General features: G+C 64.0%; 14 protein-coding genes. 13 read left to right on the forward strand and 1 reads right to left on the reverse strand.

Annotated features, from left to right (window positions below):
• Nucleotides 1–15: 15 nt before the first annotated feature.
• Entirely contained in the window at nt 16–1,167 is a 1,152-nt protein-coding gene (locus PHA8399_RS19715) for a type III PLP-dependent enzyme (protein WP_058287813.1), read from the reverse strand.
• Nucleotides 1,168–1,271: 104 nt separating this feature from the next.
• On the opposite strand from PHA8399_RS19715, the gene PHA8399_RS19720 reads away from it, so the two are divergent.
• The 13 genes from PHA8399_RS19720 (at nt 1,272) to PHA8399_RS19780 (ending at nt 14,453) form a co-directional block, all read left to right on the forward strand.
• A complete protein-coding gene (locus PHA8399_RS19720; RefSeq protein ID WP_058287814.1) occupies nt 1,272–1,709 on the forward strand; it encodes an Lrp/AsnC family transcriptional regulator in 438 nt (145 codons plus the stop codon).
• Between the two features lie 367 nt (nt 1,710–2,076).
• Nucleotides 2,077–5,148 carry a valine--tRNA ligase gene (locus PHA8399_RS19725; protein WP_058287815.1) on the forward strand — a complete coding sequence of 1,024 codons (3,072 nt, stop codon included), beginning with the start codon at nt 2,077–2,079 and terminating at the stop codon, nt 5,146–5,148.
• Nucleotides 5,149–5,337: 189 nt separating this feature from the next.
• Nucleotides 5,338–5,631 carry a DUF1330 domain-containing protein gene (locus PHA8399_RS19730; RefSeq protein ID WP_058287816.1) on the forward strand — a complete coding sequence of 98 codons (294 nt, stop codon included), beginning with the start codon at nt 5,338–5,340 and terminating at the stop codon, nt 5,629–5,631.
• 43 nt (nt 5,632–5,674) lie between these two features.
• The gene (locus PHA8399_RS19735) at nt 5,675–6,136 is read left to right on the forward strand and encodes a tellurite resistance TerB family protein (RefSeq protein ID WP_058287849.1); all 462 of its coding nucleotides are present in this window, start codon (nt 5,675–5,677) and stop codon (nt 6,134–6,136) included.
• Nucleotides 6,136–6,576: a tellurite resistance TerB family protein gene (locus PHA8399_RS19740; RefSeq protein ID WP_058287817.1), complete on the forward strand. Its 441-nt coding sequence runs from the start codon at nt 6,136–6,138 to the stop codon at nt 6,574–6,576. Before PHA8399_RS19735 ends, PHA8399_RS19740 begins: the two co-directional genes overlap by 1 nt.
• The gene (locus tag PHA8399_RS19745) at nt 6,573–7,346 is read left to right on the forward strand and encodes a phosphate/phosphite/phosphonate ABC transporter substrate-binding protein (RefSeq protein ID WP_058287818.1); all 774 of its coding nucleotides are present in this window, start codon (nt 6,573–6,575) and stop codon (nt 7,344–7,346) included. Before PHA8399_RS19740 ends, PHA8399_RS19745 begins: the two co-directional genes overlap by 4 nt.
• Before the next feature lie 134 nt (nt 7,347–7,480).
• Complete coding sequence (locus tag PHA8399_RS19750; RefSeq protein WP_027238073.1) at nt 7,481–8,260, forward strand: ABC transporter ATP-binding protein; 780 nt, start codon at nt 7,481–7,483, stop codon at nt 8,258–8,260.
• A gap of 47 nt (nt 8,261–8,307) precedes the next feature.
• Nucleotides 8,308–9,015, forward strand: a complete 708-nt coding sequence (locus PHA8399_RS19755; protein ID WP_027238074.1) for a transporter substrate-binding domain-containing protein — start codon at nt 8,308–8,310, stop codon at nt 9,013–9,015.
• Between the two features lie 110 nt (nt 9,016–9,125).
• Nucleotides 9,126–10,010: an ABC transporter permease gene (locus PHA8399_RS19760; RefSeq protein WP_058287819.1), complete on the forward strand. Its 885-nt coding sequence runs from the start codon at nt 9,126–9,128 to the stop codon at nt 10,008–10,010.
• Nucleotides 10,007–10,813 carry an ABC transporter permease gene (locus PHA8399_RS19765; protein WP_058287820.1) on the forward strand — a complete coding sequence of 269 codons (807 nt, stop codon included), beginning with the start codon at nt 10,007–10,009 and terminating at the stop codon, nt 10,811–10,813. Before PHA8399_RS19760 ends, PHA8399_RS19765 begins: the two co-directional genes overlap by 4 nt.
• Nucleotides 10,814–11,004: 191 nt before the next feature.
• Nucleotides 11,005–12,339 (forward strand): glutamine synthetase family protein, encoded by a 1,335-nt coding sequence (locus tag PHA8399_RS19770; RefSeq protein WP_058287821.1) that lies wholly within the window; start codon nt 11,005–11,007, stop codon nt 12,337–12,339.
• Nucleotides 12,340–12,414: 75 nt separating this feature from the next.
• Complete coding sequence (locus PHA8399_RS19775; protein ID WP_058287822.1) at nt 12,415–13,095, forward strand: type 1 glutamine amidotransferase; 681 nt, start codon at nt 12,415–12,417, stop codon at nt 13,093–13,095.
• On the forward strand, nt 13,095–14,453 hold the full coding sequence (locus PHA8399_RS19780) for a glutamine synthetase family protein (RefSeq protein ID WP_058287823.1): 1,359 nt from the start codon (nt 13,095–13,097) through the stop codon (nt 14,451–14,453). Before PHA8399_RS19775 ends, PHA8399_RS19780 begins: the two co-directional genes overlap by 1 nt.
• Nucleotides 14,454–14,557: the final 104 nt, after the last annotated feature.

Raw genomic sequence — 14,557 nt, forward strand, 5'->3', positions numbered from 1 at the left:
GGGGCGAGACTACTGTCAGCGGGCCGCTTGTCCAGCCAGCTCAATCACCGTCGCCACGTCAGACAGGCCATAGCCGTTGAATTGCGTGCTCATGGCCGAGGAATAGGCGCCCAGCCCCGGAAACAGCACATAGTCCCCCGCGACGCAATCGCAAGGCAGCGGCAGCCCGTCCGGCAGCCGGTCAAGACTGTCGCAGGTCGGCCCGAACACCACCCGCGGCTTGCGCACACCGCTGCGGTGGGTGCCGTCGGAGGCCACAACCTCAACCCGCCCCGGCAGCCCCATGTCGCGGATATCGACCAGGCCGCCATAGATCCCGTCGTTCAGGAACACCACCGCGCCGTCCTTGCGCATCCCCTTGATGCGGGCGGCCAAGGTGAAGCTTTCGGAGACCATCGCCCGGCCCGGCTCGCAGATCAGCGTGGGCTTCTGAGCGCCGAACGCCTGATCCGCTGCGGTGGCAATCGCGGCAAAGACCTTTTCCAGATCCGGCGCCACGCCATCGCGGTTGGCGGCAAAGCCGCCGCCCACATTCAGGCGCGCAATCCGCACTCCCGCCGCATCGACGATCCGCTTTGCGGCATGGACATATTCGACCCAGGCCGTCTCATCTTCGCACTGAGTGCCCGGGTGGAAACACAAGGCAGGCGTCCAGCCCTTGGCCGCCACCTGCTTCAGCAGTTCCACCGCCTCCTCCGGCGCGGCGCCGAACTTGCTGCCGAAATCATAGGCCGCGCCCGCCACCGGCAGCGCAAAGCGCACGGCGATCTCGCAGGCGCGCGGCACAGCGTCCAGCTTCTCCAGTTCGCTCAGCTCATCCACCGACCAGCTGGCGACGCCGTGTTCGATCCCGGCGGCGATCTCCGCCTCGGACCGCATCGGGTTGTTGTAATGCATCACCGCATCGGGGCTGGCGGCGCGCACCGCCTCCATCTCTGCGGGCGAGGCCACATCAAAGGCGGTGATCCCCGCCGCCACAAGGTTGGAAAGAACCGCCGGGTGCGGGTTGGCCTTGACCGCATAGGTCACCAGCCCCGGAAACCCCTGGCTGAACCGCCGCGCCACCTCGTGCAGGACCCGCGGCGAGAAATACAGGATCGGATGATCCGGCGCGCTGCGGGCCAAGTGGGACTCAGGCGAAAGCCAAAGCGGGGGAATCTGCTGCATCTGTAACCCTCATTCGTTTTACATATTTTCCGTGAGTTTTCCGTCGATTCCGCTCGTCACTTTGCCTATAGTGACGAAAACTTCCGTCAGATCGCAGGCAGAACATGCAAACCGACGACACCGATCAGCGCCTTGTCACACTGCTGCGGGAGAATGCCCGCCGCCCGGTGGCCGAGCTGGCGCGCCATCTTGGCCTTGCCCGCACCACAGTGCAGGCCCGGATCGAGCGGCTGGAGGCCACTGGGGTGATCACCGGCTACACGCTCAAATCCTGCGCCGCCGCCCGCCCGCCGCTGCAGGCCACGGTGCTGATGTCGATCGAGCCGCGCAGCGGGCCGGAGGTGCTGGCGCGGCTGCGCAAACTGCCGGGGGTTGAGGTCGTTCACACCACCTCCGGCCGGTTCGATCTGCTGGCGCAGGTGGTGGCGCAAAGCACTGCGGAACTGGACGAAACCATCGACAAGATCGCAGAAGCCCGCGGGGTGCGCTCGTCGGAAAGCCTGATCCACCTGGCGACCAAGCTGGACCGGACCGGGCAATAAGGGGCAGACGGTCCGCGCGCGATCCAGATGCCTGCGGCGGAGATTACGGCCGCCGGGCCTAAGGTGTCGCGCCCTCCGGAAAATCGTGCGCCCGGCCCGTACCGCGGAATGCGCGTCAGCAGGGGCCGGGCGTCTTTGATTTCGGCGCCGCTGCGGGGCGCTTGAAAGACCGGTGCGCCACCGCTGTTCCGCGCGGCGCTTGGTTAACGGAAAACGCGCCCGCCCGCCGCTGGTTCCATAAAAGTTGACCGATGCCACGCCCGGCAGGCCGCCGCACTGCCCCGGTGCCGCTGGGACTTTCCCTTTGCCGCCCCTTTCGGTAAGGGATAGCGCGACCCCAAATTTACACGCACGCAGGACCTAGCGCATGGCGATGGAAAAGACATTCAACGCGGCCGAAGCCGAGAGCCGCCTTTACAAGGCCTGGGAAGAGGCCGGCTGTTTCAAGGCAGGCGCAAATGCCAAGCCGGAAGCCTCCACCTATTGCATCATGATCCCGCCGCCGAACGTCACTGGTGTGCTGCACATGGGCCATGCCTTCAACAACACGCTGCAGGACATCCTGATCCGCTGGAAGCGGATGCAGGGGTACGACACCCTGTGGCAGCCGGGCACCGACCACGCGGGGATCGCGACCCAGATGGTTGTCGAGCGTGAGCTGGCCAAGACCCAGCAGCCGTCGCGCCGCGAGCTGGGCCGCGAGCAATTCCTGGAGAAGGTCTGGGAGTGGAAGGAAAAATCCGGCGGCACCATTGTTGAGCAGCTGAAACGCCTCGGCGCGTCCTGCGATTTCTCCCGCACCGCCTTCACCATGGCGGGCGCCCATGGCGACACCCGCGTGGGCCACGAGAACTCCCCCAACTTCCATGACGCCGTGATCAAGGTGTTTGTGGAGATGTACAACAAGGGCCTGATCTACCGCGGCAAGCGGCTGGTCAACTGGGACCCGCATTTCGAGACCGCGATCTCTGACCTTGAAGTCGAGAACATCGAGGTTGCGGGCCACATGTGGCACTTCAAGTACCCGCTCGCGAATGGCGCCACCTACACCTATGTGGAGAAGGACGCCGACGGCAACGTCACGCTGGAGGAAGAGCGCGACTATATCTCCATCGCGACCACCCGGCCCGAGACCATGCTGGGCGACGGCGCGGTTGCGGTGCATCCCAGCGATGAGCGGTATGCGCCCATCGTCGGCAAGCTGTGCGAAATCCCGGTCGGCCCCAAGGAACACCGCCGCCTGATCCCGATCATCACGGACGAATACCCGGATAAGGACTTCGGCTCGGGTGCGGTGAAGATCACCGGCGCGCATGACTTCAACGACTACCAGGTTGCCAAGCGCGGCGGCATCCCGATGTACCGCCTGATGGACACCAAGGGCCAGATGCGCGACGACGGCGCCCCCTACGCGGAAGCCGCCGGCATTGCCATGGCAGTGGCCAAGGGCGAGCAGACCCTGTCAGAGAATGAAGCCGACGCCATCAATCTGGTGCCGGACGACCTGCGCGGTCTGGACCGGTTCGAGGCACGCAATCTGGTGGTGGAGCAGATCACCCGCGAAGGCCTGGCGGTGATGCAGACCGTCACTAAGACCGACCCTGAGAGCGGCGAGGACGTTCAGGTGCAGGTGCCTTACGTCGAGAACAAACCGATCATGCAGCCCTTCGGCGACCGCTCCAAGGTTGTGATCGAGCCGATGCTGACCGACCAGTGGTTCGTGGACGCGGAAAAGGTTGTCGGCCCGGCGCTGGACGCCGTGCGCAATGGCGATGTGAAGATCCTGCCGGAGAGCGGCGAGAAGACCTATTACCATTGGCTGGAAAACATCGAGCCCTGGTGCATCTCGCGCCAGCTGTGGTGGGGCCATCAGATCCCGGTTTGGTATGTCCCCGGCGAGGAGGACTGGTACCCGATCTGCGCCGCGACTGAGGAAGAGGCGCTGGAAAAGGCGCGTCTTCAGTCCGCTGAAGGCACCGAATTCCGCATTGTCGCCGATCAGCACGAAGCGGCGCGGGTTCTGGCCGAACAGGTCAAGCTGATGGATGTGCAGGACGAAGGCGCGATCCGCAGCTTTGACGGGCCGATGCAGGTGCCGATGTTCCGCGACCCGGATGTGCTGGACACCTGGTTCTCCTCCGGCCTCTGGCCGATCGGCACGCTGGGCTGGCCGGACACCACTCCGGAAATGGAGAAGTACTTCCCGACCTCGACCCTGGTCACCGGGCAGGACATCCTGTTCTTCTGGGTTGCCCGGATGATGATGATGCAGCTGGCGGTGCTGGACGAGAACCTGCCGGTCAAGAAGCGCATCCCCTTCGACACCGTCTACCTGCATGGCCTCGTGCGCGACGCCAAGGGCAAGAAGATGTCGAAATCCACCGGCAACGTGGTCGACCCGCTGGAGATCATCGACGAGTTCGGCGCCGACGCGCTGCGCTTCTCCTCCGCCGCGATGGCGGCGCTTGGCGGCGTGCTGAAGCTGGATATGGAGCGGCTCAAGGGCTACCGGAACTTTGGCACCAAGCTGTGGAATGCGGTGAACTTTGCCCATTTCAACAACGTCTATGACCCGAACGTCCCCGCCTACGCCTGCCCGGATGCCAAGGCAGCCGTGAACCAGTGGATCATTGGCGAGACCGCCAAGGTGCGGGTTGAAGTGGACGCCGCCCTAGAGGCGTTCCGCTTCAACGATGCGGCCAACGCGCTCTATGCCTTTGTCTGGGGCAAGGTCTGCGACTGGTACATCGAGCTGTCAAAGCCGCTGTTCGGCTCCGACGATGAGGCGGTGATTACCGAGACCCGCCAGACGCTGGGCTGGGTGCTGGATCAGTGCATGATCCTCCTGCACCCGATCATGCCCTTCATCACCGAGGAGCTGTGGGGCAACACCGCCAAGCGTTCGAACATGCTGGTGCATGAAGACTGGCCGGCCTACGGCACCGAGCTGGTCAACCCGCAAGCGGACGCCGAGATGAACTGGGTGATCACCGCAATCGAGAACATCCGCTCCACCCGCGCGCAGATGCATGTGCCGGCCGGGGCCAAGATCCCGATGGTGGTGACCGAATTCTCCGATCAGGCCCGCGCGGCCTGGGAGAAGAACGAGGCGATGATCCAGAAACTGGCCCGCATCACCTCGCTGGAACAGGTGGAGAGCTTCCCCAAAGGCTGCGCCTCGGTCGCTGCTCCTGGCGCCTCCTTCGGGCTGCCGCTGGCGGATGTGATCGACGTGGACGCCGAAAAGGCGCGCCTGGAAAAGACCCTGGGCAAGCTGGCCAAGGAGCTGGGCGGCCTGCGCGGGCGGCTGAACAACCCGAAATTCGCGGCCTCCGCCCCGGAAGAGGTTGTGGCAGAGGCGCGCGAAAACCTCGCCGCACGCGAAGAAGAGGAAGCCAAAGTCAAGGAAGCGCTGGCACGCCTGGCTGAAATCGGCTGACACGGCCCTGCCGTTAATCATGGTTGAAACGCCCGCCGTGTCTGGCGGGCGTTTTCCTTTCCGGCGCAACATACTGAACCAACCGCAAATTCCGCCAGAACGGCAAATTCTTAATAACCGCCCCATTGTGTTCGGCACGGATTTGTATCAGCCTGAACTCAACCATAAAAAGAAGGGAGGCTGCACCCCATGCCCAAAGGATACTGGGTGGCCCACGTGGATGTGAATGACGCGGAGCGTTACAAGGATTACATCAGCGCCAACGGGCCCGTGTTTGCGGAATACGGCGCCAGGTTCCTGATCCGCGGCGGCCCGAAGGAAGTGCGCGAAGGGCAGATGAAGGCGCGCACGGTAGTGATTGAATTCAAGGATTTCGCAACCGCAAAAGCCTGCTATGATTCAGTGGCCTACCAGGACGCCAAGGCCTTGCGCGATCCGGTGTCTGCCGGTGATATGGAAATCATCGAAGGCTACGGCGAATAATCCCGCGCCCCGCCGCGCAGCTGACTGAGGTCATCGAATGCCCCTGCTTAAGAAATTCTTCCAAGCTTTCCGCCCGTCCGAACCGCCGGCCCTGCCTGACCCGGATGCCGAACTGGCGCTGGGGGCGCTCTTGGTGCGGGTGGCGCAATCCGACCGCGACTACCAGCTGGAGGAGATCAGCCTGATCGACCGGATCCTGGCCCGGCTTTACCAGCACAACGCGATCGAGGCCGCCAAGGTGCGCGCCACCTGCGAGAAGCTGCACGCCGCGGCGCCGGAAACCGACACCTTCGGGCGGCTGATCCGCGAAACCACCGGCCTGGAGGAGCGCCTCGCCGCGCTGGACGCGCTGTGGGAAGTGGTGCTGGCCGACGGCAGCGCCCACGAGGGCGAAGTCACCATCGTCGAGGAGGCCCGCAAGGCGATGGGCCTGTCCTATACCGACAGCCAGAAGGCCCGGGAGCGCGCCGAGGAGAAACTCGGCAGCACCGCTGGAGAGCATTGATGTTCCGGGAGCTTCTGCACCGCCTGCTGGAGCCCGCGCCTGCCACGCTGGATGACGAAGGCGCGCGGCTGGCGCTGACCGCGCTGCTGGTGCGGATTGCCCGCTCCGACCACAATTATTCCGAAGTTGAAAAGGACCGCATCGACCGCATTCTGGCGGCCCGCTACGGGCTGGACACCGGCGGCGCGCTGATCCTGCGCGAACAGGCGGAGGCGATGGAGGCCGAGGCCCCCGACACCGTCCGCTTTACCCGCGCGATCAAGGATGCCGTGGCCTATGAGGACCGCACCGGCGTGCTCGAGGCGCTGTGGCAGGTGGCCCTGGCCGACGGCCGCCGCGATGCGAACGAAGACGCGCTCTTGCGGCTGTCAGCCAGCCTGCTGGGGGTATCGGACGTGGACAGCGCCAAGGCGCGCCAACGGGCAGAGGCTGCTTTATGATTGCTCATCTTGAAATGTACGACCGCCCGGAAACCGCGGCGGCAAACGACCGGTTCTGGGCCTCGATCCGCGATCACCTTGGCGGCGGCCCCGGGCAGCTGACCCGCGGCGCCGATTTCTGGGAGGTCTGGAAATCCCCCGATCTGCTGCTGTCGCAGACTTGCGGCTGCCCTTACCGCACCCGGCTTTATGGCGAGGTAGAGCTTGTCGGCACCCCCGACTACGGCCTGCCCGGCTGCCCGCCCGGCCATTACAACAGCGTCTTTGTTGCCCGCAAAGAGGACGCAGGCCAGCCCCTTGGCAGCTTTGCCGGACGCCGCTTTGCCTACAACGAAGCGCTGTCGCAATCCGGCTGGGCGGCGCCGATGGTGCATCTGCATGACCGCAGCATCCTGCCCGGCGCGCTGGTGGACACCGGCGGCCACCGGCTGTCTGCCGAAGCCGTGGCCGAGGGCCGCGCCGACTTTGCCGCGCTGGACGCGCTGACCTGGGAAATGGTCCGTGAATTCGATGGTTTCGCCGCCGGGCTGACAGAGATCGAGCGCACCGAGCCCACGCCTGGGCTGCCCTACATCACCGCTTTGGGCGGCGACACCAAGGCGCTGTTTTCCGCAATCGAATCCGCCATCCGCGGGCTGGACCCGGAGACCCGCCGCCTGCTGCACCTCAACGGCCTCGTTCAGATCGCTCCCAGCGGCTACCTGGCGGTGCCGACGCCGCCTGGCCCGGTGCTGACCAGTCAGCGCATCCGCACTGCAGAGCTGACGTAGCGCCCCCTTCCAAAACGGCGGCACACTCCCCCGTTTTGCGGCTTGCGGTGCCAGCTTGTGCGGTTTGAACGTTGCATTCGGTCTTTTTTTCGGTCCAATAAGAACGAATTTCCACTCATAGGGACAACGACACCTTGACCGATACAACGCCCGTTCTGCAAATCCGCGGCCTGCACAAATCCTATGGTGAGCTGGAAGTGATCAAAGGCGTGGATATCACCGCCCACAAGGGGGATGTGGTTTCGCTGATCGGGTCTTCGGGGTCGGGCAAGTCCACCCTTCTGCGCTGCTGCAACCTGCTGGAAGACAGCCAGGAAGGCGAGATCCTGTTCAAGGGCGAACCCGTCACCTGGACCGGCCAGGGGCTGAACCGCCGCCCCTCCGACGCCAAGCAGATCCTGCGCATCCGCACCAATCTCAGCATGGTATTCCAGCAGTTCAACCTGTGGGCCCATATGACCATCCTGCAGAACGTGATGGAAGCGCCGGTCACCGTGCTGGGGCGCGACAAGTCTGAGGTGGAGGAGAAAGCCCGCTATTACCTGACCAAGGTCGGGATCGGCGACAAATGCGATGTCTACCCCGCCCAGCTGTCGGGCGGCCAGCAGCAGCGCGCCGCGATTGCCCGCGCGCTGTGCATGGAGCCCGAGGCGCTGCTGTTTGACGAGCCCACCTCCGCTCTTGATCCGGAGCTGGAACAGGAAGTGATCAGGGTGATCAAGGACCTGGCTGCCGAAGGCCGCACCATGATGATCGTGACCCATGACATGAAAATGGCTGCCGACGTCTCCAGCCACGTCGTCTTTCTGCACCAGGGCCTGATCGAAGAAGAAGGCACCCCCGACGAAGTCTTTGGCGGCACCCGCTCCGAGCGGCTGCGCGCCTTCCTTTCCTCGACGCGCCACGCGCATTGAGCAATAACAAACAAGTCCAACAACCAACCAAAAACGGGAGTATACTCATGAAATCACTGATCCTTGGCACCGCCGCCCTGGCGCTGTCCGCGGGCATGGGCCTGGCAGAGACGGTGCGCCTGGGCACCGAAGGCGCCTATGCGCCGTGGAACTTCGTCAACGACGCGGGCGAAATCGACGGTTTCGAGCGCGAGCTGGGCGACGAGCTGTGCAAGCGTGCCGAGCTGACCTGCGAGTGGGTCAAGAACGACTGGGATTCGATCATTCCGAACCTGGTATCCGGCAACTACGACACCATCATCGCCGGCATGTCGATCACCGACGAGCGTGACGAGGTGATTGACTTCACCCAGCCCTACACGCCGCCGGATCCGTCCGCCTATGTTGCCCAGTCGGCAGACATCGACCTGGAATCCGGCGTGATTGCCGCCCAGGCCACCACCATCCAGGCCGCCTTTGTGGCCGAGCAGGGCTGGACCCTGGTTGAGTTTGCCACCCCGGAAGAAACCGTCGCCGCCGTGCGCAACGGCGAAGCTGACGCGGTTCTGGCCGACAAGAGCTTCCTCGACACCGTGGTTGGTGACGATCTGGTGATGCTCGAAAAGACCGAAGCTCTGGGCGGCGGCGTCGGCATGGGCTTCCGCGAGTCGGACGCTGAGCTGCGCGGCAAGTTCGATGCGGCGATCCAGTCGATGAAAGATGACGGCTCGCTGAACGAACTGATCGCCAAGTGGGAAGTGTCCTCCCAGTGGTAATCTGATCCTGTTCCAGGATCTGCAGGCCCGCCGCCGCGGCGCGCGGGCCTGATTCATTCTCTTCCGGCGGCCATGCTGCCGGGCACGGCCGGAGAAAGACAGGCACTAACATGTTTTCCTATTGCACGGACCCGTCCACGCTTGAGGGGCTGAGCTGGCTCAGCTGCTACCTGACCACGGGCAAGCACTTGAACCTTTACATCTCGGTCGTCGTGGTTCTGGTCCTGCTGGCCATCACCGCCCCGGTTGCGCTGCTGTTCGGCTTCGGCGCCGCCAGCGCCGCCCGCTCCAAGTTCCTGCCGCTGCGCTGGTTCGGAAAGGGTTATACCAGCATCGTGCGGGGCGTGCCGGACATCGCGTTCTTCCTGTTTTTCGTCATCGCGCTGGACCAGGCGTTCGAATGGATGCGCCACAAGGTGAAGTGCCCGGACTGGGATCAGCCGATCCGGCAGGGCATCGACTTTGTGGTCTGCGACGCAGCCAAGCTGCCGCTGTCCGCATCGCCGCAGTGGGTGCATGAAACCTACGGCTTTTTCCTGGCGGTTCTGACCTTCTCGATTGTCTTCGGGGCCTTTGCCGCCAACGTTCTGTACGGCGCCATGCGGGCCGTTCCGCGCGCCCAGATCGAAACCGCCGAGGCCTATGGCATGACCACACGCCAGGCGTTCTGGCGCATTCTGGTGCCGCAGATGTGGGTCTATGCGCTGCCGGGCCTGTCGAACCTGTGGATGGTGCTGATCAAGGCGACGCCGCTTTTGTTCCTGCTGGGGGTCGAGGACATCGTTTACTGGGCGCGGGAGCTGGGCGGCACCAAGACTGAGCGTTTCACGGAATACCCGCATCCGAACTGGCATGTCTGGTATTTTGCGGCGCTCTTGGTGTTCTACCTCTGCTTCACCAAGGTGTCCGAAGTGGTTCTGGCCCGGATCATGAAGCGCCTGACCAAAGGCCAGGCCACAGCGGGCGGCGAAGCACAAAGAAAGGCAGCGGCATGAGTTGCGTTGAAACCATCCAGGCCTATGCCTTCCGCTCCCTGGGGATTGGCGAACGGCTGCTGCCGCGCGGCGAATATACCCTGTGCGAGCATTTCACCCTGATCGGCTCCGGCCTGATCTGGAATGTCTACTTCGGCGCGCTGGCGCTGACGACCGGCTTTTTCCTGGCGGTGGCGCTGGCGGTGGGCAAGTCCAGCCCCAACCCGCTGTGGCGCAAACCGGCGGAGTGGTTCATCTTCTTGTTCCGCGGCAGCCCGCTGTTCATCCAGTTCTTCTTTGCCTATGCCTGCTTCCTCAGCCTGAAAAGCGTCTCCAGCTTCTTTGACCCGTTCACCTCGGCCTGGCTGGGCGCCCTGGTCGTGCTGTTCTTCAACACCGCCGCCTATTCGGGGGAGATCTTCTATGGCGCGCTGCTGTCGATCCCCAAGGGCGATATCGAGGCCGCGGACGCCTATGGCATGTCCGGCTGGACCCGGTTCCGCCGCATCACCTTCCCGACCATGCTGCGGCTGGCCTGGCCCGCCTACACCAACGAGGCGATTTTCCTGTTCCACGCCACCACGCTGGTGTTCTTCTCCGGCTTCCCGGCCTGGCGGCAGCAGGGTGATGCGCTGTATTACGCCAGCTACTTCGCGGACAAGACCTTCAACCCGTTTGTCCCCTACCCGATCCTGGCGTTCTACTTCATCCTGCTGACGCTGGTGATCATCGCCATCTTCGGCGCGGTGAACAAACACCTGAACAAGCACCTGCCCCAGGAACGGCGGAGAAAATTTCGCTTGCGTCCTAATCTGATCCGGTAGTATCCATTATTTGATCAAATTCAGAGCCCAGGTGTCCGGCCACAGAATCCTGCGAGTTCATGGGCAAACCCTAGGCCGCGCTGGATTATGATCAAAAATTGGACCAGGGGTGATAAGCTGCCCCGGCCCTGCTGCGCCCCGTCCGGGGGCGCTGGCGGCCGGCGGTGCCCCCGAAACCGTCAGGTGATTGGATGAAGAACTGGCTCAGGAAAAACCCGCATGTGCGCACCATCCGCGTTGCGGCGGCGGACATCAACGGTCAGGCCCGGGGCAAGCGCGTCCCTGCCCGCTTTGCCGACAAGGCGGTCGAGGAAGGCACCCGCTTTCCGCTGTCGGTTCTGAACCTGGACATCTGGGGCGAGGATATCGACGACAGCCCGCTGGTGTTTGAGAGCGGCGATGCCGATGGGGTGCTGAAGCCGACTGAGCGCGGCTTTGTGCCGATGCCCTGGCTGGACGCGCCTTCGGCGCTGCTGCCGATCTGGATGTACCGTGAAGACGGGCGCGCCTACGAAGGTGACCCGCGCCACGCGCTGCGCGCCGTGGTCGACCGCTACAAGGCGCTGGGGCTGACCCCGGTGGTCGCGGTGGAGCTGGAATTCTTCCTGATCGACGACAGCGGCAAGAACCTGCAGGTGCCGACGTCGCCGCGGTCCGGCAAGCGCCGCAAGGCGGCGGAAACCATGTCGATCCGGGCGCTGGACCAGTTCGACACCTTCTTCACCGATCTCTACGACGCCTGCGAGGACATGGACATCCCCGCCGACACCGCGATTTCCGAGGCGGGCCTGGGTCAGTTCGAAATCAACCTGATGCACGGCCCCGACGCGCTGCGCGCCGCCGATGACGCCTGGCTGTTCAAGATGCTGGTCAAGGGCCTCGCCCGCCGCCACGGTTTTGCCGCCAGCTTCATGGCCAAACCCTATGAGGACTACGCCGGCAACGGGTTGCACACCCATTTCTCGGTGCTGGATCAGGACGGCAACAACATCTTTGACGACGGCGGCCCCAAGGGCACCGATGCCATGCGCCACGCCGTCGGCGGCTGCCTGAAGGCAATGGGCGATTCCACCCTGGTGTTTGCGCCGCACGGCAACAGCTATGACCGGATGGTGCCGGGCGCCCACGCCCCCACCGGCATCTGCTGGGCCTACGAGAACCGCACCGCCGCGATCCGCGTGCCCTCCGGCAGCCCCAAGGCGCGCCGGATTGAGCACCGCTTTGCCGGCGGCGACGTGAACCCCTACCTGATGCTGACCGCCATTCTCGGCGCCGCGCTTTATGGGATCGAGAACAAGATCGAACCCTCGGAGCCGATCACCGGCAACGCCTATGCGCTGGACCTGCCGCAGGTGCCCAACACCTGGCAAAGCGCCATCGACGCGTTCGAGAACTCGGACATCATCCCGCAGTTCTTCTCCGCCGAGATGATCCGCAACATGGTGCTGACCAAGCGCCAGGAGCTGCATTACATGGAAGAACTCACCCCGGAAGAGCGGGTGGAGATCTACCTGGATACGGTCTGACCTAACGGTGGCTTGCCCGCCGTCCTGGCGGCGGGCTACCGTCCCGTGCAGCGAACTTCTTCTGACTGGTGACTTATGAAAATCGGCATCCTGCAAACCGGCCACTCCCCCGAAGACCTGTATGAACCGTTCGGCGATTACGACGGCATGTTCCGCGGCATGCTGGATGGCAAGGGGTTCGAGTTTCAGACCTGGGCCGTGGTGGACGGCATCTTCCCGGATGGGCCGCAGGACGCCGACGGCTGGCTGATCACCGGCTCCAGGCATGGCGCCTATGAGGATCACGCCTGGATCCCGCCGCTGGAGGACCTGATCCGCGCCATCCACGCCAGCAAACAGCCGCTGGCCGGCATCTGCTTTGGCCATCAGATCATCGCCCAGGCGCTTGGCGGCAAGGTCGCCAAGTTCGAAGGCGGCTGGGCTGTGGGCCGCGTCACCTACCAGACGCAGGACGGCCCGCTGACCCTGAACGCCTGGCACCAGGACCAGGTGGTGGAGTTGCCCGAGGGCGCGCGGGTGCTGGGCGGGAATGATTTCTGCCGCAACGGCATCCTGGCTTATGGCGACCACATCATCTCCTGGCAGCCCCACCCCGAGTTTCCCAGCGCCTTTGTCGGCGGCCTGATAGAAAAACGCGGCCGCGGCGTGGTGCCCGACGAGGTGCTCGACCGCGCTGCTGCCGGTCTGGATGCCCCCGTGGATAATCAAAACATCGCAACCTTCCTCGCAGAGTTTTACAGGAAAGAGAGGACCTAATGTCAGCCTGGCTCGACGCCCTTCCCGATGCAGCAAAATCCTATCTGGAGGGCCGTCGTCTCGACGAAGTTGAATGCGTTATCTCGGACCTTCCCGGTATCGCCCGTGGCAAGGCGGTACCGGCATCGAAATTTGCAAAGACCGATTTTTTCCATCTGCCAGACAGCATCTTTTACCAGACCATCACCGGCGACTGGGCCGATGCTGCGGATGACGACGGCTGGATCGAAAAGGACATGACCCTGAAGCCGGACATGTCCACGGCCACGGCCGCGCCCTGGACCGCGGACTGGACGCTGCAGGTGATCCATGATGCCTATGACCGGGACGGCGATCCGATCCCCTACAGCCCGCGCAACGTGCTGAAGCGGGTGGTGCAGCTTTATCACGACAAAGGCTGGAAGCCGATTGTGGCGCCGGAAATGGAATTCTTCCTGGTGTCGCGCAACCTGGACCCGGCGCATGAAATCAAGCCGATGATGGGCCGCTCCGGCCGCCCGGCGGCTGCGCGGCAGGCCTATTCGATGACCGCGGTGGACGAATTCGGCCCCGTGATCGACGACATCTACGACTTTGCCGAGGCGCAGGGGTTCGAGATCGACGGCATCACCCAGGAAGGCGGCGCCGGCCAGCTGGAAATCAACCTGCGCCACGGCAACCCGGTCAAGCTGGCGGATGAGGTGTTCTACTTCAAGCGGCTGATCCGCGAGGCCGCGCTGCGCCACGACTGCTTTGCCACCTTTATGGCCAAGCCGATCGAGGATGAGCCCGGTTCCGCGATGCACATCCACCATTCGGTGATCGACATGGAGACCGGAGAGAACATCTTCTCAGGCCCGCAGGGCGGCGAGACCGATGCATTCTTCCACTTCATCGCCGGGCTGCAGAACCACCTGCCCGCGGGTCTTGCGGTCATGGCGCCCTATGTGAACTCCTACCGCCGCTACGTGAAGGACCACGCCGCGCCGATCAATCTGGAATGGGCGCGCGACAACCGCACCACCGGCATTCGAATCCCGCTGTCCGGTCCTGAAGCGCGGCGGGTGGAAAACCGCATCGCAGGCATGGACTGCAACCCCTATCTGGGCATCGCCCTGTCACTGGCCTGCGGCTATCTCGGCCTGATCGAGGAGCAGCGTCCGCGCAAGCAGTTCAAGGGCAATGCCTATGACGGGGATGGAGACATTCCGCAGGTGATGGGCGAGGCGCTCGACATGTTCGAGGAGGCCACCGCCCTGCATGAGGTGCTGGGCCCGGATTTCGCCCGTGTCTACTCCATCGTGAAACGTGCGGAGTACGAGGAGTTCCTGCAGGTGATCTCGCCCTGGGAGCGCGAGCACCTGCTGATGAACGTCTGAAACCTCAGGCGCTGCGCCCCGGTGCAGCGCCCGTGCAATTGAGTATTTACAGAAAGATGAAGAGCAGGCGACGCGCTGGCGGGCCTGCTCCTGATGAGGTGCGT

It is taken from the genome of Leisingera aquaemixtae (assembly GCF_001458395.1).
GTDB classification, from domain to species: Bacteria; Pseudomonadota; Alphaproteobacteria; order Rhodobacterales; family Rhodobacteraceae; genus Leisingera; species Leisingera aquaemixtae.

Coding starts and splice junctions, on each gene's coding strand:
- PHA8399_RS19780 (WP_058287823.1), top strand. CDS start 13,095: ATGTCAGCCTGGCTCGACGCCCTTCCCGATGCAGCAAAATCCTATCTG.
- PHA8399_RS19755 (WP_027238074.1), top strand. CDS start 8,308: ATGAAATCACTGATCCTTGGCACCGCCGCCCTGGCGCTGTCCGCGGGC.
- PHA8399_RS19770 (WP_058287821.1), top strand. CDS start 11,005: ATGAAGAACTGGCTCAGGAAAAACCCGCATGTGCGCACCATCCGCGTT.
- PHA8399_RS19725 (WP_058287815.1), top strand. CDS start 2,077: ATGGCGATGGAAAAGACATTCAACGCGGCCGAAGCCGAGAGCCGCCTT.
- PHA8399_RS19760 (WP_058287819.1), top strand. CDS start 9,126: ATGTTTTCCTATTGCACGGACCCGTCCACGCTTGAGGGGCTGAGCTGG.
- PHA8399_RS19745 (WP_058287818.1), top strand. CDS start 6,573: ATGATTGCTCATCTTGAAATGTACGACCGCCCGGAAACCGCGGCGGCA.
- PHA8399_RS19720 (WP_058287814.1), top strand. CDS start 1,272: ATGCAAACCGACGACACCGATCAGCGCCTTGTCACACTGCTGCGGGAG.
- PHA8399_RS19740 (WP_058287817.1), top strand. CDS start 6,136: ATGTTCCGGGAGCTTCTGCACCGCCTGCTGGAGCCCGCGCCTGCCACG.
- PHA8399_RS19775 (WP_058287822.1), top strand. CDS start 12,415: ATGAAAATCGGCATCCTGCAAACCGGCCACTCCCCCGAAGACCTGTAT.
- PHA8399_RS19715 (WP_058287813.1), bottom strand. CDS start 1,167: ATGCAGCAGATTCCCCCGCTTTGGCTTTCGCCTGAGTCCCACTTGGCC.
- PHA8399_RS19730 (WP_058287816.1), top strand. CDS start 5,338: ATGCCCAAAGGATACTGGGTGGCCCACGTGGATGTGAATGACGCGGAG.
- PHA8399_RS19765 (WP_058287820.1), top strand. CDS start 10,007: ATGAGTTGCGTTGAAACCATCCAGGCCTATGCCTTCCGCTCCCTGGGG.